The organism is Methanospirillum lacunae (genome assembly GCF_003173355.1).
GTDB lineage: Archaea > Halobacteriota > Methanomicrobia > Methanomicrobiales > Methanospirillaceae > Methanospirillum > Methanospirillum lacunae.
The window spans coordinates 108,416-130,010 of the sequence record NZ_QGMY01000017.1; the positions used below are offsets into that span (position 1 = coordinate 108,416).

General features: G+C 43.4%; 26 protein-coding genes. 9 read left to right on the forward strand and 17 right to left on the reverse strand.

Going from position 1 to position 21,595, the window contains the following annotated elements; genetic code table 11:
• The first annotated feature begins 265 nt into the window (after window positions 1–265).
• Window positions 266–484 carry a hypothetical protein gene (locus tag DK846_RS16400; RefSeq protein WP_109970073.1) on the forward strand — a complete coding sequence of 73 codons (219 nt, stop codon included), beginning with the start codon at window positions 266–268 and terminating at the stop codon, window positions 482–484.
• Window positions 485–736: 252 nt separating this feature from the next.
• Here DK846_RS16400 and DK846_RS16405 read toward each other — a convergent pair whose 3' ends face one another.
• Window positions 737–1,048: a YciI family protein gene (locus DK846_RS16405; protein ID WP_109970074.1), complete on the reverse strand. Its 312-nt coding sequence runs from the start codon at window positions 1,046–1,048 to the stop codon at window positions 737–739.
• Window positions 1,049–1,207: 159 nt separating this feature from the next.
• On the opposite strand from DK846_RS16405, the gene DK846_RS16410 reads away from it, so the two are divergent.
• The 3 genes from DK846_RS16410 to DK846_RS16420 all read left to right on the forward strand — a co-directional run bounded on the left by DK846_RS16410 (window position 1,208) and on the right by DK846_RS16420 (window position 3,321).
• Window positions 1,208–1,510, forward strand: a complete 303-nt coding sequence (locus DK846_RS16410; RefSeq protein WP_109970075.1) for a hypothetical protein — start codon at window positions 1,208–1,210, stop codon at window positions 1,508–1,510.
• A gap of 112 nt (window positions 1,511–1,622) precedes the next feature.
• Window positions 1,623–1,949 (forward strand): hypothetical protein, encoded by a 327-nt coding sequence (locus DK846_RS16415; protein ID WP_109970076.1) that lies wholly within the window; start codon window positions 1,623–1,625, stop codon window positions 1,947–1,949.
• Between the two features lie 292 nt (window positions 1,950–2,241).
• Window positions 2,242–3,321: an ABC transporter substrate-binding protein gene (locus tag DK846_RS16420; RefSeq protein WP_109970107.1), complete on the forward strand. Its 1,080-nt coding sequence runs from the start codon at window positions 2,242–2,244 to the stop codon at window positions 3,319–3,321.
• Window positions 3,322–3,734: 413 nt separating this feature from the next.
• Here the strand turns inward: DK846_RS16420 and DK846_RS16425 are convergent, their stop codons facing one another.
• Both DK846_RS16425 and DK846_RS16430 read right to left on the reverse strand, forming a co-directional pair.
• On the reverse strand, window positions 3,735–4,760 hold the full coding sequence (locus DK846_RS16425) for a glycoside hydrolase family 17 protein (protein WP_109970077.1): 1,026 nt from the start codon (window positions 4,758–4,760) through the stop codon (window positions 3,735–3,737).
• Window positions 4,761–5,019: 259 nt separating this feature from the next.
• Window positions 5,020–5,670 carry a flavodoxin family protein gene (locus DK846_RS16430; RefSeq protein ID WP_109970078.1) on the reverse strand — a complete coding sequence of 217 codons (651 nt, stop codon included), beginning with the start codon at window positions 5,668–5,670 and terminating at the stop codon, window positions 5,020–5,022.
• A 38-nt stretch (window positions 5,671–5,708) separates the two neighbouring features.
• Here DK846_RS16430 and DK846_RS16435 point away from each other — a divergent pair, with 38 nt between their 5' ends.
• The 4 genes from DK846_RS16435 to DK846_RS16450 all read left to right on the forward strand — a co-directional run bounded on the left by DK846_RS16435 (window position 5,709) and on the right by DK846_RS16450 (window position 8,950).
• Window positions 5,709–6,104 (forward strand): winged helix-turn-helix transcriptional regulator, encoded by a 396-nt coding sequence (locus DK846_RS16435; RefSeq protein ID WP_245926592.1) that lies wholly within the window; start codon window positions 5,709–5,711, stop codon window positions 6,102–6,104.
• A 128-nt stretch (window positions 6,105–6,232) separates the two neighbouring features.
• Window positions 6,233–7,438: an ABC transporter substrate-binding protein gene (locus DK846_RS16440; protein WP_109970080.1), complete on the forward strand. Its 1,206-nt coding sequence runs from the start codon at window positions 6,233–6,235 to the stop codon at window positions 7,436–7,438.
• A complete protein-coding gene (locus tag DK846_RS16445) occupies window positions 7,428–8,198 on the forward strand; it encodes an ABC transporter permease (RefSeq protein WP_109970081.1) in 771 nt (256 codons plus the stop codon). The genes DK846_RS16440 and DK846_RS16445 overlap by 11 nt, the downstream gene beginning before the upstream one ends.
• Window positions 8,195–8,950, forward strand: a complete 756-nt coding sequence (locus DK846_RS16450; protein ID WP_109970082.1) for an ABC transporter ATP-binding protein — start codon at window positions 8,195–8,197, stop codon at window positions 8,948–8,950. Before DK846_RS16445 ends, DK846_RS16450 begins: the two co-directional genes overlap by 4 nt.
• A gap of 206 nt (window positions 8,951–9,156) precedes the next feature.
• Here DK846_RS16450 and DK846_RS17800 read toward each other — a convergent pair whose 3' ends face one another.
• The 13 genes from DK846_RS17800 to DK846_RS16515 all read right to left on the reverse strand — a co-directional run bounded on the left by DK846_RS17800 (window position 9,157) and on the right by DK846_RS16515 (window position 20,010).
• Entirely contained in the window at window positions 9,157–9,312 is a 156-nt protein-coding gene (locus DK846_RS17800) for a hypothetical protein (RefSeq protein WP_181391837.1), read from the reverse strand.
• Window positions 9,313–9,396: 84 nt separating this feature from the next.
• Window positions 9,397–9,780, reverse strand: a complete 384-nt coding sequence (locus DK846_RS16455) for a HEPN domain-containing protein (protein ID WP_109970083.1) — start codon at window positions 9,778–9,780, stop codon at window positions 9,397–9,399.
• Window positions 9,770–10,096 (reverse strand): nucleotidyltransferase domain-containing protein, encoded by a 327-nt coding sequence (locus DK846_RS16460; RefSeq protein ID WP_245926593.1) that lies wholly within the window; start codon window positions 10,094–10,096, stop codon window positions 9,770–9,772. Before DK846_RS16460 ends, DK846_RS16455 begins: the two co-directional genes overlap by 11 nt.
• 374 nt (window positions 10,097–10,470) lie before the next feature.
• A complete protein-coding gene (locus DK846_RS16465) occupies window positions 10,471–10,698 on the reverse strand; it encodes a DUF1156 domain-containing protein (protein WP_245926594.1) in 228 nt (75 codons plus the stop codon).
• Between the two features lie 56 nt (window positions 10,699–10,754).
• Window positions 10,755–12,044 (reverse strand): hypothetical protein, encoded by a 1,290-nt coding sequence (locus tag DK846_RS16470; protein ID WP_109970085.1) that lies wholly within the window; start codon window positions 12,042–12,044, stop codon window positions 10,755–10,757.
• A 106-nt stretch (window positions 12,045–12,150) separates the two neighbouring features.
• The gene (locus tag DK846_RS16475) at window positions 12,151–13,833 is read right to left on the reverse strand and encodes an RNA-binding domain-containing protein (protein WP_109970086.1); all 1,683 of its coding nucleotides are present in this window, start codon (window positions 13,831–13,833) and stop codon (window positions 12,151–12,153) included.
• Between the two features lie 116 nt (window positions 13,834–13,949).
• Window positions 13,950–14,087, reverse strand: coding sequence for a hypothetical protein (locus tag DK846_RS18220; protein ID WP_342769680.1), 138 nt, complete (start codon window positions 14,085–14,087; stop codon window positions 13,950–13,952).
• A gap of 36 nt (window positions 14,088–14,123) precedes the next feature.
• The gene (locus DK846_RS16485; protein WP_109970087.1) at window positions 14,124–14,339 is read right to left on the reverse strand and encodes a type II toxin-antitoxin system HicB family antitoxin; all 216 of its coding nucleotides are present in this window, start codon (window positions 14,337–14,339) and stop codon (window positions 14,124–14,126) included.
• Between the two features lie 117 nt (window positions 14,340–14,456).
• Window positions 14,457–14,816 carry a hypothetical protein gene (locus DK846_RS16490; protein WP_109970088.1) on the reverse strand — a complete coding sequence of 120 codons (360 nt, stop codon included), beginning with the start codon at window positions 14,814–14,816 and terminating at the stop codon, window positions 14,457–14,459.
• A complete protein-coding gene (locus DK846_RS16495) occupies window positions 14,813–17,962 on the reverse strand; it encodes a hypothetical protein (RefSeq protein ID WP_109970089.1) in 3,150 nt (1,049 codons plus the stop codon). The genes DK846_RS16490 and DK846_RS16495 overlap by 4 nt, the downstream gene beginning before the upstream one ends.
• Complete coding sequence (locus DK846_RS16500) at window positions 17,959–18,360, reverse strand: hypothetical protein (RefSeq protein WP_146201258.1); 402 nt, start codon at window positions 18,358–18,360, stop codon at window positions 17,959–17,961. The genes DK846_RS16495 and DK846_RS16500 overlap by 4 nt, the downstream gene beginning before the upstream one ends.
• Before the next feature lie 570 nt (window positions 18,361–18,930).
• A complete protein-coding gene (locus tag DK846_RS16510) occupies window positions 18,931–19,473 on the reverse strand; it encodes a hypothetical protein (RefSeq protein WP_109970092.1) in 543 nt (180 codons plus the stop codon).
• Between the two features lie 15 nt (window positions 19,474–19,488).
• Window positions 19,489–20,010, reverse strand: coding sequence for a hypothetical protein (locus DK846_RS16515; protein ID WP_109970093.1), 522 nt, complete (start codon window positions 20,008–20,010; stop codon window positions 19,489–19,491).
• A 324-nt stretch (window positions 20,011–20,334) separates the two neighbouring features.
• Between DK846_RS16515 and DK846_RS16520 the strand changes: the two genes are divergently transcribed.
• Window positions 20,335–20,937, forward strand: a complete 603-nt coding sequence (locus tag DK846_RS16520; RefSeq protein WP_109970094.1) for a tetratricopeptide repeat protein — start codon at window positions 20,335–20,337, stop codon at window positions 20,935–20,937.
• 130 nt (window positions 20,938–21,067) lie between these two features.
• Here DK846_RS16520 and DK846_RS16525 read toward each other — a convergent pair whose 3' ends face one another.
• Window positions 21,068–21,487, reverse strand: coding sequence for a hypothetical protein (locus DK846_RS16525; RefSeq protein WP_109970095.1), 420 nt, complete (start codon window positions 21,485–21,487; stop codon window positions 21,068–21,070).
• Between the last annotated feature and the right edge of the window lie 108 nt (window positions 21,488–21,595).

The following is a 21,595-nucleotide window of genomic DNA, read 5'->3' on the forward strand; positions in this document are numbered from 1 at the left end:
GGATATATATCTGCAATAGTATCATCACCACGGGAATCGTAATTTCACAAAATCCAGTATTATCCAATGAAATTTGCAACGATAGGGAAGAATTAACTACCTTTGGAACAATGGGAAGACACCTCTAATGGAAACATAAATTTATTATCAATCTGGTAAATTTAGCCGATATTGGGGAAGGAAGTAATAATGATTCAAAACAAAAAAGTAAACCCCAAAAATGCTCAACCCGGCATGAATGGAGTTACAACTCCGGTATCCACTGATGGATCTCCCAAGAGTAAAAGCATCTATCGGAATGTATCGGCAGATGGGACTCACAACATCCACCGAAACCCTTCTGAACAGAGTAATCCGGTCAGCAAACCAGGATCAAAACTTAAAAAGAAGTAATCTGATAGTGTTTATATACCTGATTTTCCTGAGTGCCGGAACCAGATGGAAATACACAGGTAATGCAGATGATGTTACACTCCCCCAGTAAAAGATACCTCATTGGATGAAATTCTCCTCCTACAATATTGTCCGATTTGAGGAAGATCATCTGCATCTTTTTTCGTAACCACGGACGTTCCTACATAGGTTGATATTTCTCAAGAGAGAGGAAACAAATTCAGACCTTTGCTATTGAGAAGAGTTTCATTTTAGAAAAAAGCCTGATACCCACAAGATAAAATGCTCGTTTATCCCAGGGAGTTGTATCATTTGATGCTCTTTCCGGGGTGAGGAGATTCAATTATTGATTCCCGGACAGGGGTATCTCTTCCCGGTATACAGAAATCTGTGGGGCGGTCATGGAGGCGATGAACGGAATAATCTCGTATTCGGCAACACCATGAATGTAAAAGGGATCCTCTTTGATGATGGCCCTCACCGCTTCTTCGTTTTCAGCTCTTGCAATGATAATCCCGCCAGTCCGGGGAATCCGTCTGCCGGAGAGGAGAAAATTCCCAGACTCATAGTTTTTCTGGAGGTACTTTGTGTGTTCCGGGACATGGGAATCAACGGTCTGGAGATCGGTTTTGTAGTGAAGAAGAAGGAGATACATGCTTACCCTCAATAATAGAAAGGACTAAATGATCCTGACTATCTATTCGTATAGTTGGAGATTTCGATATTTTTAGTCTTATCCCTGTTATTTCCAGTTGGAAAGGTTGTTGAGGGGAACAATCCGATTTAGGCTATAACACCAGTCATTCGACCAATCGTGGATCTCATCAGTGCAATCTGCATCACAAGTATAAACCGATACTATCAACATGAATTTTTCCCTATCAATAGTATGGCAAAGCAGATGCCAACCCCGGGGCACTGCCTTCTCTGCAAGGAGGAGGTCTCAAAACGGACCATTAAAACCCTTATTATAAAAAAACGCCATGATCCAGATGGCGTTTCGCGTTCTCTTATTATGGTTGATACACCTTATTCGTCACCATACTGGCTCATGTTATCTGTAGATCCATCTGCAACCCTTAAAATCTTGATGACGTGCTCAGGGGAGTGTGGTTGAAATGTTGTGGACATTTGAGTTCATTTTTCTTGATGGAGAAGAGATTGAGATGACCTGAGAGGATGATGCAATAATTTCAGGCAAGAAAGGGACATCATCTAAAAAGAATTCTTTGAAACCAATCCTCATTCCAGGGAATTCGTTTGAGTATATATATGATTATGGTTCTACCACCGAACTGCGCCTCAAGGCCGGAGAACAGGTCAGGATAAAAAATACCGGTGAAGCGATTATAGTTCTTGGGATGAACGATCCACCTGCATGGACATGCAGTGAATGTGGAAAGCCCGCAACTTTTCATTACAATGAAGAGGATAATGAAACTGTACTCTGTAATGAGTGTTCAGAAAACCCTGACCTCGATGAGTGCTATCTGCTCCCGATTACAAACTCACCCCGCACCGGGGTTTGTGCGTACGAGGGAGGCCGGTATGATTAAGAAAGGGGAGTAAGTTCTGCTCGGTGGATATTGACAGAATCCCAATATGTTTTTCTATAAGTGAACTTGCCCGATCGCCTCTCCCGGAGAATATACCAGTGCAACGGTTACCTCACTTTTCAAGTTATCATACCACTGATAAGGTTAATTTAAATTTAATTAATTATTATTGAACTTAGTATATGATTTTAAATTACATACTCAGAAAATAATAAGGTGATTGATCGACTTAAGTAAAAATATTTTACCGGTTCTGATCACTATCACAAGTACATAAATCTGGATGTTTCTCATGAAATCGAACATGGCAATGTTTCTTGGAAAATTAATCCTGATGACAGTATTACTGGCAGGATTAGTATGCGTCCCATCAGTATGTGCTGCTCAGACAGGTTCTTCGTCTCAGGGTGCAACACAGACCATTACTGATATGGCAGGAAATTCAGTTGAAATTCCTGCAAGTATTGAACGTGTGGCAGATCTCTGGCATGCACATAATGAAGTCATGCTGATGCTTGGAGCTGGAGATAAAATCGTTGCAACGACTTCAAACATCAAGTCAATGCCTTTCTTTAAGAAAGTAGATCCACAAATCAATGACATTCCTGCTGCTCAAACTGGAACAGGAGCCGGGGATATTTCAATGGAAACACTGGTTTCAACAAAACCCGACATTGTTATTTTGTCTTCAGTTACCAACGAAACTCAGGACAAACTTACAAGTGCAGGAATTCCTGTTGTCATAATGATGTTCAATAACTTTGACGACCTGAAAAAGGCATTCCTCCTCTCTGGATCGATACTCGGCGATTCAGAAAAGAAGAAAGCAGATGAGTATATCACATACCTTGACTCTAAACTATCCGAAATAAAGGATATCAGCTCAAAAATCCCGGCAGACAAAAAACTGAGTGTTGTTCACATCCAGAGTCTGGAGCCACTCAAGATTGACGGTAGCAACACCATCATTGATTCATGGATCAACGTAGCCGGTGGAGTGAATGCTGCTGCAAAAGATGTAAAAGGAAACATGCAGGCTGTAACCTTTGAACAACTCCAGGCCATGAATCCGGATGTCATCATCATCGGTGGCACTGTAAAAGACAAGGATACCGTAATGAAGGATCCAAAATGGCAGGCACTCAAAGCTGTTCAGAACGATAAGGTCTATGTGAATCCAAAAGGTGTGTTCCCCTGGGACAGATACGGAGCAGAAGAGGCTCTTCAGATCCAGTGGGCAGCAAAGACCCTGTATCCGGATCAATTTAAAAATATCGACATAAAAGATGAATTCAAGAAATTCTACACTGAATACTTTAATTATTCATTGACAGATGACGATATTGACGGGATATTAAATCCCACAGCATAAACACCCCTTTTTTCCTGATCCCGGGTACCAATGGGACGATGTAACATGGATACATACCGATTACGAAACTAGTCACTGAGATACACATCAGACAACGACAGCAATACTGTTCGAAATTGCATACCGTTTTTTAATTATTTACCAAAATGTGTAGATATTTTTAGACATTTGCTCAATCATTGAAAGTCTGGAGAAAAAGTCCCGGAACGTATCAAAATCTATGAGTTCTTCAGCATCTATTGATCAGATAACACGGGTAATTTCTGACGCAGCAGCAGTGGTTCAAAGAATTTCTGATGAAATGAGCAGATTTGTTACGTCATGAGGGAAAGCATGGATAAATAGATTATTATTTTCTTATGTGGATGATACTCTGTCTAAATAACTTTTACAGATTCTCTGTCTGGAAAGCGTTATCTGGATGGGCAGAAGGATAATTTCAACGTACCATTGTGGTAAAATATGCCCTTTCCCTCTTTTTCATCATCATAGAGCTTAAAGTACAGTACCGGTATATCTTCAGAATTGCTCCAGTTGCTCACTTCTCTGAAGTATCTGTCGGCATTTTCCTTCGAAGGTACAGCTGAACCTATAGTCTCCCCAGCTGATGGAAACCCGGTCTCTGATATGACCACGGGTTTACCTTTGCTGACTTTCTGTATTACCCGGTATCTCTGTTTAAGATCTTTCATTTCCTTATCAATTCTTACTCCTGCATAGAGAGGGTAAATATTGGCATACACTGCATCAATCTCATCAACAAGTTCCGGGTTATCACGCCAGTTTTTAAGAGTTTCAACAGTGGTAACAGTCATATTTGGTACAGCTGTTTTTACTTGTCTGATGTAATGTTTGAGTTGATCTGCTGTAACATCACCACGGAGAAGTGCTTCATTTCCAACAGCAAGTACATCAGCATCTCCCAAGCGACCCAGGTTAATCAGTTGCTGAATCTGGTCCTCATTTTTCGTAAGGTTTTTCCCAATCCATGCTCCAGCTACAACCTTAATGCCCATCTGATGTGAGATCTCACCAATTTTTTCGCTGTAATCACCACAACTGTATGTCCGTATCCATCTGACACCAGACCCCAGAACAGAGAGCCGATCCCGTACATGTGTCTCATTTATTGTTCCATTGACAATCGGATCTAAACCCTGGTTTATTGAGCTATAACATACCCCATACAGGGACTGGACACACGGGGGAGAGAGTGATTCTCCTTGGAATTGAATTGCAGGTTCCTGATTACTCACCGATACGGTGTCTGCTGATCCATGCATGGCAATAATAAAAGAACAGACAACCAGTCCAACGAGTGCAGGCCACTGATATGTGGTGATCCTTTTATTCATAGGTTTTATCGTCCCTTCTCTTGACGGACTAATATCATCTAATCCAGTATATCTGCCACCAGTGATGATATGTGTCTCATTCATTTAGCAGGTATCACAGAGGTCAGAATTTGGATTGTATAGTATTCTGGATATTATATACAAGAATGACTTTTACTGGATTAAATTCGGCGGATGAGATGATAAAAATCATTTAAAATGACGAGTCAGTTCTGATTCCATGCAATTGAATCTCTTGTTCACCTAAAATAGGCTATAGTTAAGTGATTCAATGTTTTTCATGAAGAGGTTTCTGGTTTGTGTAAAAAAAGTAAACGATAAGCAAAAAATTATTTATTCTGCTTTATTGAGGGTCAGTTGCTAATCGTACACCCATTTCAAATGCCTTTTGACAATCAATTGGGAATACTTCTGCTCTTCTCCGAATCTTCCCCTCAACATCATGGCTTGTTGCAACCACCTTTGAGTAATCTTCAAATTGAACCGTATCAAAGCTGAGGAGCGATTCAGAATCTCCGAATATCATTCGCGTGGAAAATTCATTAAACTCAACGTGTTTATCCAAACCTGCTTTCTTAAACCACTCTTCTGTCACGTTCATTGTATAAATAAATCCCGATTTTACCTTTTTTTGAAACAGGGAATGACCTGAATTGCTATATTCAAGGTACTGAAAGAGTAACCGGTCAAGAAAAGCAGCCATCTCACCAGATACGCGTCCCCAGTAAATAGGAGATCCAAAGATAAGACCATCAGCCTCTTCTACTTTTTTGAAAACTTCAAGCAGGTCATCGGGTATCGGGCATTTACCGTAACTTTTTCCTCCTTTGATTTTACAAGCAAAACAACTGGTGCATCCTTTATACTCCAAACCATACAGATGAATCAGTTCAGTCGTAGCTCCCTGTGATGCTGCACCTTCAAGAGCCTTATTCAAAAGGGTGGCAGTGTTCCATTCTTTTCGTGGACTTCCATTAAATGCAAGAATTTTCATTCTATTATCTCTCCAAATGTCTACTATTATTTATACGAGTGAGGTTCAAAAATATAGTAGTTACATTTATTGAAGCAACTATAGGACAGGGATCTAGTATTCGTAACCATACTGAATCGAACAATAACGAGTGCATTACCAGGATAGAGAAGATTCTTTCAATTATAGGGAGCAAATGGACTATCCAGATTTTAAGGGAATTGTCGAGTGGAACTAAAAGATTTGCTCAGTTACAGAAGTCACTGAAAGGAATCAGCCCGAAAACTCTTTCGACTCGACTACAGGAGCTTGAGTCATATAATATAATTACTAAAACCGTATATCCCGAGGTTCCACCACGAGTTGAATACTCATTCTCATCACAGGGTGAAGGATTAAAAAAAGTCCTCTTTGATCTCTATGAATGGGGTGAAGAATTCCTTGGTGATGAATAAAATTTGTTTAATGAAATGCCTTATCATTTTATTCAACTCAATTCTAAAAGATACCATTTAGACGATTTTTAATGATCCTGTAAAACTCTTTATGATATGTTTATATCCGATTCGATTGTTGTACAAATATGAGAGTCGGGTTTATTCCTCTTCTTTGTGGACTCTTATGCATTTTATTATTCATTCTTTCCGGATTGCCTGTAGGGCATGAACTTGCCGGTACCGGAGCCAAACCAACTGTCAAGTTTGTGTATGCCTCCTCTGGTATCATGCCCCAGCTCCTGAACACTTCCCAGGTGGATGCATTCATTGTCTGGGAATCAGTTGTATCAACAGCAAAACTTGGGAAAATAGGCACAGTCATAGCCCGGGATGGTGATATTCCCCCAGATCATAAATGGGAGAATGCGGCCTGCAATGTACTGGTCATGCGAAATAATTTCGTTGAACAGTACCCGGAAATTGCAGCACTTCTTTCAGCGGTTACTATTGCCGGCAACCACCAGATAGAAAAAGATCCTGATACTGCCCGGAATATTACAGCAAACTGGGTATACGGGTCAAAACCTATCCGTTCGGCAGGCCTTTATCTGAATCCAATAGATGTGGAAAATCAAGCATTTCAGTACATTACCTTTACCAGTTCAGCCCCGCTTCCTGATATTTCACGGCTGAAATCATCAATGGATGAAGATTCTTCTCAAATGAAAGTTGATTATATCAATGGTTCTGTCATGCTCCGGGCACAGGAACTCATAAACGGATCATCACCGGTTCTCTCTAACGATCCTCCGGTTGTCCGCATTGGGTATCTTCCCTCATCAGATCTCTATGCCCCGCTATATGTCACAATTATGTCTCACAAGGAGATTTGTGATACATATGGATTTTGTCTCGCCCCGGACTCAGGAACATCAGGACGGCCGACCGGTGCATCACTTCTTTATCATAATCAGACCGCTGCAAAGGTAGTGTTGCTTCCTGGATCTGTAGGAGGAGGAGTTATGACCGGTCTTGGACAGGAAGCAATGGAAGCAGCCTATATCGGGAGTGTTCCGTCAGAACTACAGATTTCAATGGGAAATGATGCATCAGTTATTCAATCGATCAATGCTGGGGGTTCAGGCCTCATCGTTGATAATTCTGCACCCTGTACTGACTGGAACTCGTTTATCTCATGGGTAAAAGACCGGTCAGCAAAAGGAAATCCGGTTATTGTAGCAGTTCCCCAAAGTTCAATTCAGGAAGAGATGATGAGAGAAGCGTTTGATTATGAAGGAATAAACATCCTTTTGTATGGTATTCCCCCACGATGGAGTGTGAATGGCTCATAAACATAAGATTTCAAGAGGACTTTTGCTGCCGGTGATGATCTTCATCATCTGGGAAATTCTCTCTAAAAGTATTGGTAACAGTTTCATTCTCCCGGGATGGGAACTCATTATCCCGGTCCTTATTCATCCGATGGAGTCCCTGTTTGGGGGAGCCTCCCTTCTCGAAAATGCTATTGTGAGTCTTCAACGTGTCATCATCGGTTTTTTGCTTGCCGTTATGTGTGCAGTCCCTCTTGGTCTTCTGAGTGGCTGGTCTCAAAAAATAGATGATTATATAAATCCACTAATTCAGGTGCTCCGTCCGGTTCCTCCGATTGCATGGATGCCTCTCGCCATTGCCTGGTTTGAGATAGGGTTTGGATCACTCATCTTTATCATCTTTATCGGTTCTTTCTTTCCAGTGCTCATCAGCACGATTGAAGGAGTTCATACTATCAGGGGGAGGTGGCTTGAAGTGGCACAGACTCTTGGGGCCACCACCGGTGAAACGTTTCTGACAGTTGTAATCCCCGGGGCACTTCCCTTTATCTGGACCGGGCTTCGACTTGCATTTGGAGTCTCATGGATGTGTCTGGTTGCTGCAGAAATGCTTCCCGGAACAAGTGCCGGCCTTGGATATCTCATCATGTATGCATATAATCTCGGCCAGATACAGGTCATTGTAGCAGGTATGATCGTAATCGGCACTATCGGCATCATTTCGGATTATATTTTTAAACTTGGCCAATTACGCTTTTTTGGCTGGCAGGGGAAAGAATGAATGAAGTCCTTGTTGTTGACAATATATCAAAACAATTTATCGATGATGATTCTGTTTGCCGGGCAATAGACTCACTTTCATTAACGATTCGTAAAAAAGAGATTGTCTGTCTCATGGGGCCTTCCGGATGTGGGAAGTCTACAGTCCTGCGAATTATATCCAAACTTGAACATGCTGATTCAGGTCAAATTCATGGAGGTGACGGAGTTTTTTCAGAACAGTTGCGTTCTGCTATGGTTTTTCAGGAGCACGGGCTCTTTCCCTGGCTTTCAGTCAGGGAGAATATTGCATACGGGCTCAATATGAAAGTCAGGTTTTCCTCGAAAGAGCAGGTGAACCAAAAAGTTACAGAACTCCTTACCCTTGTCCGGATGGAGGAGTTTGCAAATTCTCATCCTCACCAGCTCTCCGGAGGGATGAAACAACGGGTTGCGGTTGCTCGTGCCCTTGCGGTGGAACCAGAAATTCTCCTCATGGATGAACCATTTAGTGCTCTTGATCCCTTCACCCGTCGTGAACTTCAGGACGAAGTGCTCAGAATTCGCAATCAACTCAATACAACTTTTTTTATCGTGACTCATAATCCTGAAGAGGCAGTGTATCTGTCAGACCGGATTGTTATCCTTACACACAGACCGGCGGTGGTTCGAAAAGAGATTCCGGTTTCTCTTCCTTTTCCCAGGAATATGGCAGATCCAAGTACTATCGCTCTAGTTCAGGATGTTACCCGGCTGGTTGCATCAGGTACATAAATTACTCTTTCTTACTATCCAGGAGTCGGCTATGGCGAAATTTATTGATCTTTTCCACCGGTTTTAGTGTTCTCATTACTATTTTCAGACCGGGTGGATATTGTTCATTCCCGGCCAATTCGTGTCAAGGGCCTGCCATCACCTGACATTCATCACAAACCAACATCATTAAAAATGGAGATGATGTGAGATAGAAAACTCCCATATTACATCAGATATATCTCAACAAACAATGCTGCCTTCTTCTTCGGCCAGTACTCGAGCATATGCCAGACCTGTATGACATCAACCTCAAATCTTCCGCCTTCCTTGCCCGGAGTATCAAACACAACCCCGAGACCGGAGGGAGATAACTTTACCAAACCAGGAAAGGAACTATCTCCGTTCCTTTCTACAGATTTAAATTCCCAGAAATATCATTTTTCAATGAAACAATACAAACTGTTTCAGTGATTAAAGGTTACCAGTTCACTCCACTCAATAACCTTTTTGGCAATTTCTATCGCTTCTTCCGGGGAGAGAGTATCAGTAATAGTATCATCATATCTTGCCTTGACTGCATAAAGATTGAGAAGTGCAACCATATCACCATCAACCGGTAATGTGAGTGAAAGATCCTGAATCAATTCAGTCAATTCAACAAGATCATGAATCTTCCTGATAGGAGTACCTTTCCGTATCAATACTGCCTTTAACCCTTTTTCCACCGTCTGTTGAGCATGAAAGCAGATAATTGAGGATGGTCCATCCTTTTCAAAAAGGATTTTTGCAGCAATAAGATCATCATGACCGAGACGGATTAATGCTGCACTCTCCTCCTCAGCACTCATACAGTACCTTTCCTTCTGATAAAGCCCAGTATACAACAGTACCTGGAACCGGATCTCTGGTTTTCTCTGTCGGGTACACCAGAATATCGATACCAACACCGGGGGCTATCCTGCCGGCTGCTTTTCTCAGCCGTACCATCTCCATTCCCTGGTGCTTCACAGTATCCTCTATTACCATGAGATCAATATCTGAATCTGAAGTCTCTTCCCCGCGGGCATATGAACCAAACAGGATGATTTTTCGTGGATTCGCTGCTTCAACAAGGCGCCTCACCACATTTTGTATATCATCCATAGTTACCGGTACCTGGTTCATAATTCACCACATAATTCTGAAAGAGTACATCCAGCCTGAATATCCCGAAATATGTAATTATAGGATTAGTGTCGTTAATAATAACTCTCATCTCTCCTTTCTTGTTGACACACTGTAGCATCTATCCAATATTCTTCTACTACACCTCCATCTCCTCAAACAACGCTGCCTTCTTCTTCGGCCAATACTCCAGCATATTCCAGACCTGCATGGCTACAGCCACAAACCCTCCGCCTTCCTTGCCCAGAATCTCGATCACAAACGATTTGATCCATACATTTTCCGGGGTTTAGGTCTTAACCGAAATTTACTGACCCAATCTGGACAAATTGAGAATTGAATTCCCAATCTGTCCATAGTGATATTCAATGCTCTCAAGAACAGCCGGAAAAAAGATGCTGGAGTCGTTCAGTCTTAACAAACTCCTTCGGGTATAAGGGGTCGACTGGATCCGGCCAGAGGGATGCACAGATTACTGCACGGCAAGCAGCAAGAGACCGACGAGCCCACCAGATATGAAGTGTCGAAATATGATGACCATGACGGATGGATTTCTCACGACGGGCACGTTCTGATAACTTTCTTGATCGGAAGATCAACATCAATGAGATGCTTTAGGTAGGAGGAGGTTTGTTGAGACATTTTTATCAGATGTGTGTTAAAGCACGATTTCTTTTGGAGGATCATGAAATGGTTTATCAGAATCAGGGATAGAATCTAAATATTCAGCTACTTTCCCATTAAATGGGATAAAATCACCAAATACTTCCTCGTAGTTTTTTGTCACATCGGGTATCCGGGTATGAACAACTACTACCTTATTCCATCGCTTTCCATGTCGGTGGATCTTAGCTTCATGAATAATATCTCTGATTTTCGTATCAGATGTGGCTAAAGAATATCCCAAAAAATACAGTTCATCTGCTTCTGCGATCTTTTCTATTGCAGCATTCGAGATCTCAATAAGATAAGGGGACCTCTCTACTTTTTTTCCAAATGGGGGAACAATTAATGACTTTGGATCAAATTTTTCACAGCAAAAATATCGTTCTTGCTCTTTCGGAGGGAGAGTTTTTATATATTCAATATATTTTTGAACTCCGCTCCATGGTGTAAGGTATGTTACAAATAATTCTCCACAATTTGTACATCTGCCCCAATTTATTGAACCGTGTAGCCGAAAAACGTGTAATTTATATTTAACCCAATCCGGGGGTCTAATGCGATAACAAATTGGACCATGACAAGCCAGATCAACGTCAGGGGATAACTCACAATAATTTACCCCATAATCAATATCTGTTCTATCCAATACTCCAGATAATGCGAATTCAAGAAAATGGTCATAATTAAAGGTGAGTATAGTATCTCCCGGGTCGACGATTTTGGCGAACTTACAATAATTTCTCACGTAACCTTGGGCTTCGCTTGATAATGAACTGATATCTCCATCATCTTTACACGAACCATCTCGAAGAGAACGATAATATTCCAATTCTCTTTCCATATTAAGAATATTTTTGGCTCGTATTACTCCCCCCATATCTTCCTCATCACAAAGATATGCGGCATATGGATTATCAATCGGACCGATATCTAAATCTGTATTTATTTTGTCCCATGTTTTAGCAATTATTTCAATTATTGCATTAACAAATACCTGACGTAAAGAAAACAGCTCTTCTGGAGAATAATTTTTTAAAGGAGATCCCTCAATCAAACAATTGTCTATTTCTGATAATATTTCTTCAATATTTGGAGTATTATCTGGGAGATATACATCAGAGAGAAATTTGAGTATCTTTTTTTGATCTTCCTCATTCACGAGAGATAAAAACCGGTCTTCTAAAAAGTTTCTAATTATTGGAACTCCACAATCGGCTGACATTCCAGCACCGATAATAAAAACCCGTTTTGGAGAGAGATGGGATACTTCTGTTTCACTCATGAATATTCCTTTGATAACTCCTCATAGTAACAATATTTGTGCCAGATATGCTCCGGCTCATAAGTCCTCACCTCAATATAATCCTGGCTCATATCCGCACATATTCTCACTCCTCCCAGACATAATATGTCCCCTTCCTGGTTCCTTTTTGCTGAATTGAAGGGTACTTCTCAACCATTTTATTGAGTAATTTCGAAGCCTGGGATCCGGTGAGGGTGCATAAATCCATCACCCCGGACCGGGTAATTTTTCCATGTTCTTTAAGCCAGGTTATAATCATCTGTTCCTGCTGGATTCTATCAAACCCTTTGGCTCTGACATAAGCTGAGGATTCATTCAGCCGCTTGTACACTCTTGGAGATAGGATGTAATGTCTGCCTCCTTTCTCTCCAACTCCTTGGACAAGCCCTCTTTCAATAAGTCGTTCAAGCGTAGCCTTCGCTGAATTCAATCCTTTCTGGGTCAGGTTGCCCGCTTCAGCGGTGGTAATCCTCCGCTCTGAATGGAGGGCATTTAAAATCAGCAATTCATCAAGTTTCAGAGATTTCCCGTTTCTATCCTGTTCAAAGACCAGGGCAGCGAATTCAAGCGAAGACTCTCCTCCCGGGAGAACAATCCGGACCGCATTTGAATCAGTTCGTGAGTAATCGGGAATCGGTCTGCCATAGGTGATCTGACCGATGTAGATCTTATCGACACCCCGCCCGGTCGTCTCCACAAGTCCGATTCTCCGGAAAACTTCAGCAAGTCGCGGGTTCCGGGGCTTCGGTTCATGTACGAGGATGTTGTCTAAGGTGACCCCTTCAGGAAACCCTCCGGGATTGGTAATGAGAATATGGTCTGTCTGCCACTGGATGAACACTGGCCCGGATTTTGCATAATCCCGGTGAAGAATGGCATTCATCATCGCTTCACGAAACCCTTCAGAAGAATAATCCGGAATCGGAACACGGAATAACCCAACGATTACTTCGCGTTCTGCATTCCGGGCATTGAAACGATCCTCAATCTCCTGAAGAACGCGGGAGAGCGGGCCATGAAACACATCATTAAGCCTGACATCTCCCCGTTCATCGAGAACCTGGAAGAATACCTCATGGGTAGGAAGATAGGTCGTGATGATTTCATCCTTTCCAAGGAGCAATAGACCGGCGTAATTGGGGATGAGCACTCCATCCTTGGTTTCCACAAGTTTTAGAGCTTTTACTAACTCCTCGTCTGTCAGTTCAAGGAGAGTATTCTCTCCTTTGCGGGCTTTGATGATCCTGCGAATCCACGCGAAAGCAACCGGGTCGAAAGCATCGAACCTAAGATTAGGAATCTGTTCAGCGGTCAGGTCTATGGATTGAATCTGTATCCTCCGGGAGAGATGATCCCGAGGATAGAACGGAACAGATTGAGGCTTTCCCTGAGTCTCAATAATCCGATGGAGTGCTTTCCCTTGAGAGGTCGAGCAGATCTCAGGGTGTTGATCCACCTCAATCGAGATAACCTGAACGTCATCAACAGGCACAACCGATATACGTGTATTAATATTTGGCACAGTCTTGGTGTAGATCATCGCTCTGATCTTAACCGGATCAATCCCCGTACCTGACCGATTGGGGATTCCGGTTACTGTCCCGTCATCCTCAACTCCAAGGAGAAGCACTCCTCCGTCGGTATTTGCCATTGCAACAATATCAGATACAATCTCATCATCGCTTTGGATCCGGTGGAGTTCAGATTTGAACTCCCTGCCCAGACCCTCACCCGCTGCGGCTAATCTCCGGATCTCCTCCTCATCCATCAGTCTGATGCTCCCAGAATCGAATCAGCCCCAGCATGTATTTGTGTAGATTATCCGGAGTTTTCATAGGCTTCTATAAATTCTTCACGAGGTATTGCTGCTTGTGTACAAACCATTCAAAGCGTAGATCCCTTTATTTTATGGTGACCAGACAGAGTTAATGGAGTGCTCGTATTATCCAGGTTGTTTCTTTCCATTGAAATATGATTTCCCGACCTCACGACACGAAATCCTAATTTTTCCAGAGATTTGATTACTCAGGTTAGAGGAGCGTCATGCGGGAATTTCATTCAGATAACAACCTCAGCGAGTTCAGCTCCTATGAGATCATAATCCAGGAATGCCTTATTCCCAAAGGTTTCGAGGTGAAACCGTATTGCAGATGTTACATTATCTAACGCTTCCTGATACGTGTCACCTTCACCAATAACAACCCCGTTCAATCCCACAGGATAGGCAATATATCCATCAGGATGGTGTTCAATGATTATTTTTATTTGATCCATGTTGATCCTGAATTAGTTTGAAGTCACAAAAAATTACTCATGGGGGTATTGTAGGTGTATCACCAGTATGAGCATGACATCATACAAACATCTCAAACGACCTCTATATCCCCCCTTCTATCCCTCTTCAAACAACGCTGCCTTCTTCTTCGGCCAATACTCCAGCATATTCCAGACCTGCATGGCAACCGCCACAAACCTTCCTCCCTCTTTTCCCGGAATATCAAACACAACCCCATGACCGGACGTCGATAACTCCACTGTTCCCCCTGGACTCACCTCTATCCCTTCTTCCCGGTTGATCACAGCCCAAGCATCGCTACGAACAATCCTTGCTATCTCTCCGGGACCGTCGATGATCACCCGAATTGTGTCATTCACCGGATCTGGCTTCAGCCTGCCCACTTTCCAGAGCACAGAGCAACCGAACAAAAACCAGAAGAGATGAGGCAGATGGATCCGAAACACCGGGTTCATGACCCCTCCCGGAGAATCCGTGACCTGCACGAGTCACAGACTGCCGTCCTTGTCTCAGGATCATGCCATGTTGCCTTGAACGTATCACAGACCTGACATCTCCCTATATCTGAAGTCACTCTGACCAGAGATGCCGGGTCAATCACACCGGGAAGTGCCCTGAACGATGCTGCCTCATCACGTTTTGCCTTCTCAAAACATGATTTGCATATCTTCCGGTTCATCCGGGGAGGAGCAGCAAGCCGCTCTTTTGTCATCCGTTCCTGATAGTGAACCCATTTAGAACCACAGCATTCACATGGACCCTCACCAAAGCCCCGGTCAATCTCACAGAAATCAGAGGAATGTACACTCAAAAGTTTTTCCTGATTTTCAGAACTGATTACAAGAGAATTTGCGTCCTGCGGCTCGTGCTGTATGGAAGTTGGTGTTTTGCGGATATAGGGGCCCTTACCTAACGCGTCAGAATCACTATCTGATCTCGTAATGCCATCAGAACGAGGTACTTGATCACACCTCGCGGAAATTTTAGATTCACAAACATAGGTACCACAGACAGGATGATGGTCAAGTGTCTTCTCTGTATTTTCTAATTTTCCGCACTGTACATCTAAAGTACAATAATTATTATTATTTTTATTATTATACCCAGTATTTGCCTCTGAATTTGGTGCAGAAGTCTCCGTATTCTTTCCGAACTGAACCGCAGTTCCGAAAAAAGAATTTTGATCATGAGTATCCTCGATCACATTCTGATCGTTCTCACTGCCTCCAACAGGCATCTGGCCATCACCATCACCACCTTCGTGACCGTCATCAGGATCGAGCCAGCATCCACCCTCAAACCGCCATGCCTCATACACACGTTGATCCCAGGAATAGGCCTTTGCTCTCCGATGGGCTGATGTTGACCCACTCTCATCAACTACGAGCGTCCGCACACATACTGAGACAGCGGGGCACTTTTCAAGGAGTCCAGAGTATTCACGACCTCTGCTCGTAGAGCCGTTCAGCATCTTGTAAATCACAGAAGAAGACAACTTCGTGATATGCTGTAACTCTGCAACCGTGATTTCACCACACCCGTGAGATCTGATAACATCAATAAGAAATGACTCTCTCCGGGTCAATTTGGATTCCTGCCCACCTGAAGAACTGTTAAGGGCGATATACAACTGTTTTGCAGCAGAAAAATCCTCTTCTGTTGCAAGGATCTGTTCCATGCCCCCGAAATCCACATGTGTACGCTGATGTTGCATAAGCACTGCATGAGCCCTTACAAGATCGAGCAGCATATCAGGATTTCTTCGGTTCAATGCAGATGTAACCCGAATTCGGTTTGCGAATGGAATCGTAACCCAGGTTGGCGATAACTGTCGCCATATATCCTGACAGACAAGGGCTTCATACCGAATATCTATAGTTTCAGGTGTGAACCTTGCTGCTTCCTGAAGAGTCCGCTTGAGGACTGCTTCATCCTGCTCATGTGAATCATCGATCCAGCAGGTCAGCATCCTGTTCCAGACCTGGTCATCACCAGTACCATCAACTTTGGCTATCCACCAGACACACCGTTCAGGAATAATACAGGTTTCACCAACACGGTCCTTGGTGACGGTTCGGTATATGAACGGACGACGAAATGAGGTAGTAACTCCTTTGAGAATCTCCTGCATCTGATCCGATAAGGCGATATCATCAAGGACAATCACACTTCCTGGCTGCATACCCTTGATATAGAAAAGGGCTTTCTCACTCATTCTCCCTTCAAGTCTGTATTCTTCAGGGATCTGAGTTAATATAGTCTCAAATGCATGAGATTTTCCTTTTCCTGATTCTCCTGTAACTGAAACATGAAGACCTCGTGCATTGATAACCTTCCTTGATGCAAGTGACATAACAAGGCATTCAGCGAGAATCAAATCACCGATATGATCGCGTGCAAAGGTCTCAAGCATATACGATAATGGATCACCAGTTTGGAGAACGGTCTTCGCAGTGCTTGAAATATTACCTGATATTTCGGGATGAAGATCAGAAGATTCCTTTTCAGATTTTGACCCAGAGGTTGGATCTGATTTTAATCGTTTTTCGCTACCCTTTTTTATAGCGTCAATTTGGTTCAGAGATGACCGGGCTGATGGACCTTCATACATTGCCCGAAGTTCTGGCCACCGCTGCTTTCCTCCTCCACATGAAGCATGGTGACATCCTGCAAAGATACCCCCGTTTGAGAACTGGATAGCATATGCACCATCAGTATGGTCGTGTGAGAACGGACATGTATCAAGGATAAAGAGTGACCCATTCGCGTATGGCTTCTGCCTGTATCCGATAGAATACCGGTCAAGCCATGATTTCAGATCTGTTGGTGCTTTTCCTGCTGCTTTCCGGGATTTTGGTATTCCTTCAGGGTCTGCCTCTTTGGGAAGCATCTCTGATAGAGATGTTAACGCTTCTGTATGAACTATCACCAGGGTTTCCGGAACAGAGAGTATCGTTGCCTTCCGGTGTGGTCGTGCAGCGATATTATCCCCTTTTCTGCAAGTCGTTCCATACAGTTTCCAGATCCTGGCAGCGTTAAACACAGACGTATCAACGGTTGAGGATCCATCTGAAAAGAGGAGATCCAGGGTTTCAAGCACGTTCTTGACCAGATCCCGGGACTGTTCATCGTTTGGGAGATCAATGCGATACAGCAAATGAGCACCATTACCTGAGTCTGCCATGACCGGCTCAGGCCATCCAAGATCTGAAAGATATGCAGCAATCCGGGATGCTTTCTCTATCGCTGCAGCATGCTCTGAATCTGATGATGAGACTCCTGATGGCCTGATTGGATCGATATCTATCGGGAGCCATCTCCGGCAGAGGATATCATGATCACCAGCCGATTTCTCATCCCTGCCAAGCCGTGTTTCTATTCTGTTGGCCCGGCGGGCAAGTAGGTCAGGGTTCACCGGGTTCAACGTGATATAGGTCCCTGCATACTCACCCCGGTTATCAAACGAGACAGCATCAGCACTGAGTCGGTCAAAGTTATCATAAAACCCTGATGCTGTGCCACGTTTCCCAATCAGTCTGACCTCAACGGTCTGTCCCGGTTCAAAGAGAACAGAGCAGGCAGAACGGGTTGGATATGTCATTGAAATCTTCCCCTGATAAGCAGAGCACCGCCCGCAAGGATCTGATACCTGTGCCACTCGTTTTCAGCATATAGCCAGAATTGCACACGTCCTGGAAGGATGGTCTCTTTGACAAGTGAGGATAACTGGCTGACATGGTGTGAGTGGTTGGAGATCCCAAAATTGCGGGCTCGCCTGACTGCAATAAAGAGGAATCCATCTCTGTTCCATGCAATCAGATCGAACAGGCGTGATGAGCCTGCAATCCGGACTGAGTGGTATCCACTGCGTTTGAGTTCTGCAGTTGCGTCAAAGAGGATAGCCCGGGAAGTCAGGTTTGTTCCGGTCATCGCACACCTCCCTGAAACACATGAAAAGAGGTCGATACTAGAGCGTGGACAGTAGCGTCTGGTCTCCATATGCAGAGAATAGCCCTATAATCCATAAGCAGCACCCCCTGATAACAGAAAGGTACTAACGCTCATACAATAATACAGGTAATTTACCCCCGCCGATCTTCCCGGTCCGCCAAGATAGAGAAGGGTTGTGCGGGGCCTGTCTATTTTCACTTGATTCTTTGCTTTATTCTTTCCTTGATTCATAGTATCACGTCAAATCTGTTGTTGCCGTACATTCACCATGTCATCCCCATCTGATCCAGACAGATAGAAATTCAGGTCTGGTTGGAATGATATCCCGACTCTCTTATCATCACCATTTGACAGGAGATGTGAAACCTCCATCCAGATGCAGAAATACCATGGATGTGCCAAAATCAAAGCCTGATTCAGAATTTTTGAATCATCAGGATGAGTGTGACACATGGTGATTTGGTACAGGGGTATCTAAAGGTTAGGTAAACAGGGCGAAAGTGATCGGGGTGATCTTGAAATGGGTACATTTTGACCCAAATCATGAAACTGTGTAAGCAGGAGAGAGCATTCACTTTCGCAGATCCCTTCTCAGCTGATCACTGGTGATGAAAGAAATCATAATCTGACACTGTCATAGACAGTCATGTTTCCAGATACAAACCCAGATGATCCTGCAGTTCTGTTTCCATCAGTTCCTGATCCCAGGAGCATGAGCCCACTCCCATTTACCAGAGTCTCTCCGCTGAGACCGGGACCTGTCACCCGGCTCATGACATAGGTTCCATGCCCGAGAATTCCGGACGTATACATCAGTGATTTGTCTGAACCAATACCGGGAACTCGTCTGTCTGATGTCAGAAAGACACAGACCGGTTCAGGAGGAGACTCTACTGTTCCTGTTGAATAGTCAGAGAAGAGGAGAGGACCCGTGCCCTGAACAGATAGCCCGACCCGGGATTCTTCTCCTGAAATAATCCTGGAGAGTTGTGAAGCCCCTACGGTCATGACCCTGGATACAGATGATCTATTTTCATCCTCACCAAAGCCTGAAAGCAGGAGTGTTCCGTCTGTACTGATCGTTGTGCCGAGATATTCTGCTCCGGTGAGAGAGGCGAGGATCAGAAGAACTAATCCTGCTGCCAGATAATTCCACCGCATTCTGGCCTCCCGGGATTATGCCAGGAGAGCAACGGTGTCTGCCCAGGTTTCTATCCCTGACAGGATGCTGTCTGCCTCGTATCCTGACACAACAACACTGTCACGTCTGAATGTGACAGAAAAGACCTCACCGTTTGAGTTGTGACATTTGAGGGCACAACTAAAGGAGTCTTCAGAACTGTCATGTGACGGTGTTCCTCCCATTGCAGTGTTTATTGCCGTTGCAGTGTTTATTGCCGTTGCAGCAACAATAGTGCTGATATTTGTGCTGAATGCCACAGAAGTCGGGGCTCTGACTGATATCTGCCCGACAGTCTTTGCTTCTGCATTTTCATACACGACCTTTCCTGAGTAATGTTCAGAACCCCTGACAACCCCGGGAACAGTCTGGTTGTTTGAGGTGTACGATGTGCATCCCCAGGGGTTGTTCTCGATCACATCCTGGACAAGTGCCAGGAAATTTGCTACGGTGTCAATGGGTGAACTGAGTTTTCGCTCAGCTGACTTGGTGACACTCTTGGTTGTAAAGTCTGCCATTGTTCGATTCCCAGCCGCATTTCACGGCTATGTATAATGTCTACCTGGATAGAAAAGTAATTTTAAAGCAGTGTAAAACGGAGAGAAAATAATTTTGGGTTCATCGATCTGAGTGATTTGAAGAATTATTTAGTTGCATGAATTATTGTGTAAGACGGACCGGGATTATGCTGAAAAAGAATTTGAGAAATTTATCACCAGGATGTTTCAATAAAATTCATCTGTAACAATCGAGGATGGTCTGTTTGGAAAATATCAGATTCTGATTATAAACCGAACTGACACTGTCAATTGGGATTTCAGTTCAGAAGATAGAGAATTACTATGATTCTGCCATACCTGTTCTTATCACAACATATTAATCCAAAGCAACTAATTCTATCTCCTATGAGTCGATTACCGCTTCATATCCTGCTAGTATTCATGGCAATACTCGTGATGACTGGCTGTCCTGCAAGTGCTTTGTCAGCTGATCAGGTGAATGACAGTGCTGCTATTTCATCTCAACCAGACCGGCATAAAGAAATCATTGAAGCATATGATAATGCACTTAAGATTCATCCAAAAACCGGCCCGGCATGGGTAATACGAGGAATGAACTTGTATGGTCTTGGCAGGTATGAGGAAGCCATTGAAGCATACGATCAGGCACTTAATTTAAGCCCTAAAGATGCTGGCATATATGCAAGCAAAGGACTTGCCTTATCAAAACTTGACAAATATGACGAGGCCATAGAGATGTATAACCAGGCTCTTACAATAGATCCGGATTATTCATTTGCATGGAATGCAAAGGGACTTGTTTTATCGAAAGAGGGTAAAACTCAGGAAGCCATCAAAGCATTTGACCAGGCCCTTGCAATTGATCCCGAGAATGTCAAAGTACAAGAGAACAGAGAGGCTGCATTGAAACTACTCAATTCATAAATCTCTCTTCTCTTTTCATCGATCCGTCAGATCATGGTCAGATATGAAATATCTTCGAAGATCCTTGGATTGTAGATCTCACCGAAAAGTCAGCTGTTTTACCTGATACTCATAAAAAAGGGAGATGTAATTACTCTTTTCTGACAAAATTGATTACGGCAGTTGAGCTGTCTTCCAGGCCGAGGCCGATGAACTCAATCTCGTTAGGTGATACAATATGGCCGATATCCATCCCGGTTCCTTTTTCTGCCAGGTAGATGGTGGTCATATCATGATCGATGATGCCAGAAAAGGTATAGTTCGCAGTAAATTTTTCACCTGTTGCATTGAGTGATCCTTTAAATATCCGTCCCTGTTGCTCTGGAATAGTCATGGTATATGGCAATCCCTGGGTCTCATTGAAAATCCGGTCCATTTTTTCGTAGTAACCGGAAGACACTCCGGTCCAGGTCCCGACTAAATTCGGGTACTCAGGAGATTCAGCAGTAACCAGGGAACATCCGAAGCAGCCACATAAGAGAAGACATGCTAGTATAAAACCAGTTCTCATACGGTTTCTTATCATTATTCATGAATAAAGGTTTGGAAATGATTCTAGTCGAATAGGAAGAAGAGATTACTCTCTTCCCCCCTTCTAAGAACCGTACGTGAACCTTTC

What these genes read in the sequence shown, in the direction of transcription:
- DK846_RS16400 (WP_109970073.1), top strand. Translation starts at nt 266, where the DNA reads ATGGATCTCCCAAGAGTAAAAGCATCTATCGGAATGTATCGGCAGATG.
- DK846_RS16405 (WP_109970074.1), bottom strand. Translation starts at nt 1,048, where the DNA reads ATGTATCTCCTTCTTCTTCACTACAAAACCGATCTCCAGACCGTTGAT.
- DK846_RS16420 (WP_109970107.1), top strand. Translation starts at nt 2,242, where the DNA reads ATGAAATCGAACATGGCAATGTTTCTTGGAAAATTAATCCTGATGACA.
- DK846_RS16425 (WP_109970077.1), bottom strand. Translation starts at nt 4,760, where the DNA reads ATGAATGAGACACATATCATCACTGGTGGCAGATATACTGGATTAGAT.
- DK846_RS16430 (WP_109970078.1), bottom strand. Translation starts at nt 5,670, where the DNA reads ATGAAAATTCTTGCATTTAATGGAAGTCCACGAAAAGAATGGAACACT.
- DK846_RS16440 (WP_109970080.1), top strand. Translation starts at nt 6,233, where the DNA reads ATGAGAGTCGGGTTTATTCCTCTTCTTTGTGGACTCTTATGCATTTTA.
- DK846_RS16445 (WP_109970081.1), top strand. Translation starts at nt 7,428, where the DNA reads ATGGCTCATAAACATAAGATTTCAAGAGGACTTTTGCTGCCGGTGATG.
- DK846_RS16450 (WP_109970082.1), top strand. Translation starts at nt 8,195, where the DNA reads ATGAATGAAGTCCTTGTTGTTGACAATATATCAAAACAATTTATCGAT.
- DK846_RS16455 (WP_109970083.1), bottom strand. Translation starts at nt 9,780, where the DNA reads ATGAGTGCTGAGGAGGAGAGTGCAGCATTAATCCGTCTCGGTCATGAT.
- DK846_RS16460 (WP_245926593.1), bottom strand. Translation starts at nt 10,096, where the DNA reads ATGAACCAGGTACCGGTAACTATGGATGATATACAAAATGTGGTGAGG.
- DK846_RS16465 (WP_245926594.1), bottom strand. Translation starts at nt 10,698, where the DNA reads ATGTTGATCTTCCGATCAAGAAAGTTATCAGAACGTGCCCGTCGTGAG.
- DK846_RS16470 (WP_109970085.1), bottom strand. Translation starts at nt 12,044, where the DNA reads ATGAGTGAAACAGAAGTATCCCATCTCTCTCCAAAACGGGTTTTTATT.
- DK846_RS16475 (WP_109970086.1), bottom strand. Translation starts at nt 13,833, where the DNA reads ATGGATGAGGAGGAGATCCGGAGATTAGCCGCAGCGGGTGAGGGTCTG.
- DK846_RS16485 (WP_109970087.1), bottom strand. Translation starts at nt 14,339, where the DNA reads ATGGATCAAATAAAAATAATCATTGAACACCATCCTGATGGATATATT.
- DK846_RS16490 (WP_109970088.1), bottom strand. Translation starts at nt 14,816, where the DNA reads ATGAACCCGGTGTTTCGGATCCATCTGCCTCATCTCTTCTGGTTTTTG.
- DK846_RS16495 (WP_109970089.1), bottom strand. Translation starts at nt 17,962, where the DNA reads ATGACATATCCAACCCGTTCTGCCTGCTCTGTTCTCTTTGAACCGGGA.
- DK846_RS16500 (WP_146201258.1), bottom strand. Translation starts at nt 18,360, where the DNA reads ATGGAGACCAGACGCTACTGTCCACGCTCTAGTATCGACCTCTTTTCA.
- DK846_RS16510 (WP_109970092.1), bottom strand. Translation starts at nt 19,473, where the DNA reads ATGCGGTGGAATTATCTGGCAGCAGGATTAGTTCTTCTGATCCTCGCC.
- DK846_RS16515 (WP_109970093.1), bottom strand. Translation starts at nt 20,010, where the DNA reads ATGGCAGACTTTACAACCAAGAGTGTCACCAAGTCAGCTGAGCGAAAA.
- DK846_RS16520 (WP_109970094.1), top strand. Translation starts at nt 20,335, where the DNA reads ATGATTCTGCCATACCTGTTCTTATCACAACATATTAATCCAAAGCAA.
- DK846_RS16525 (WP_109970095.1), bottom strand. Translation starts at nt 21,487, where the DNA reads ATGAGAACTGGTTTTATACTAGCATGTCTTCTCTTATGTGGCTGCTTC.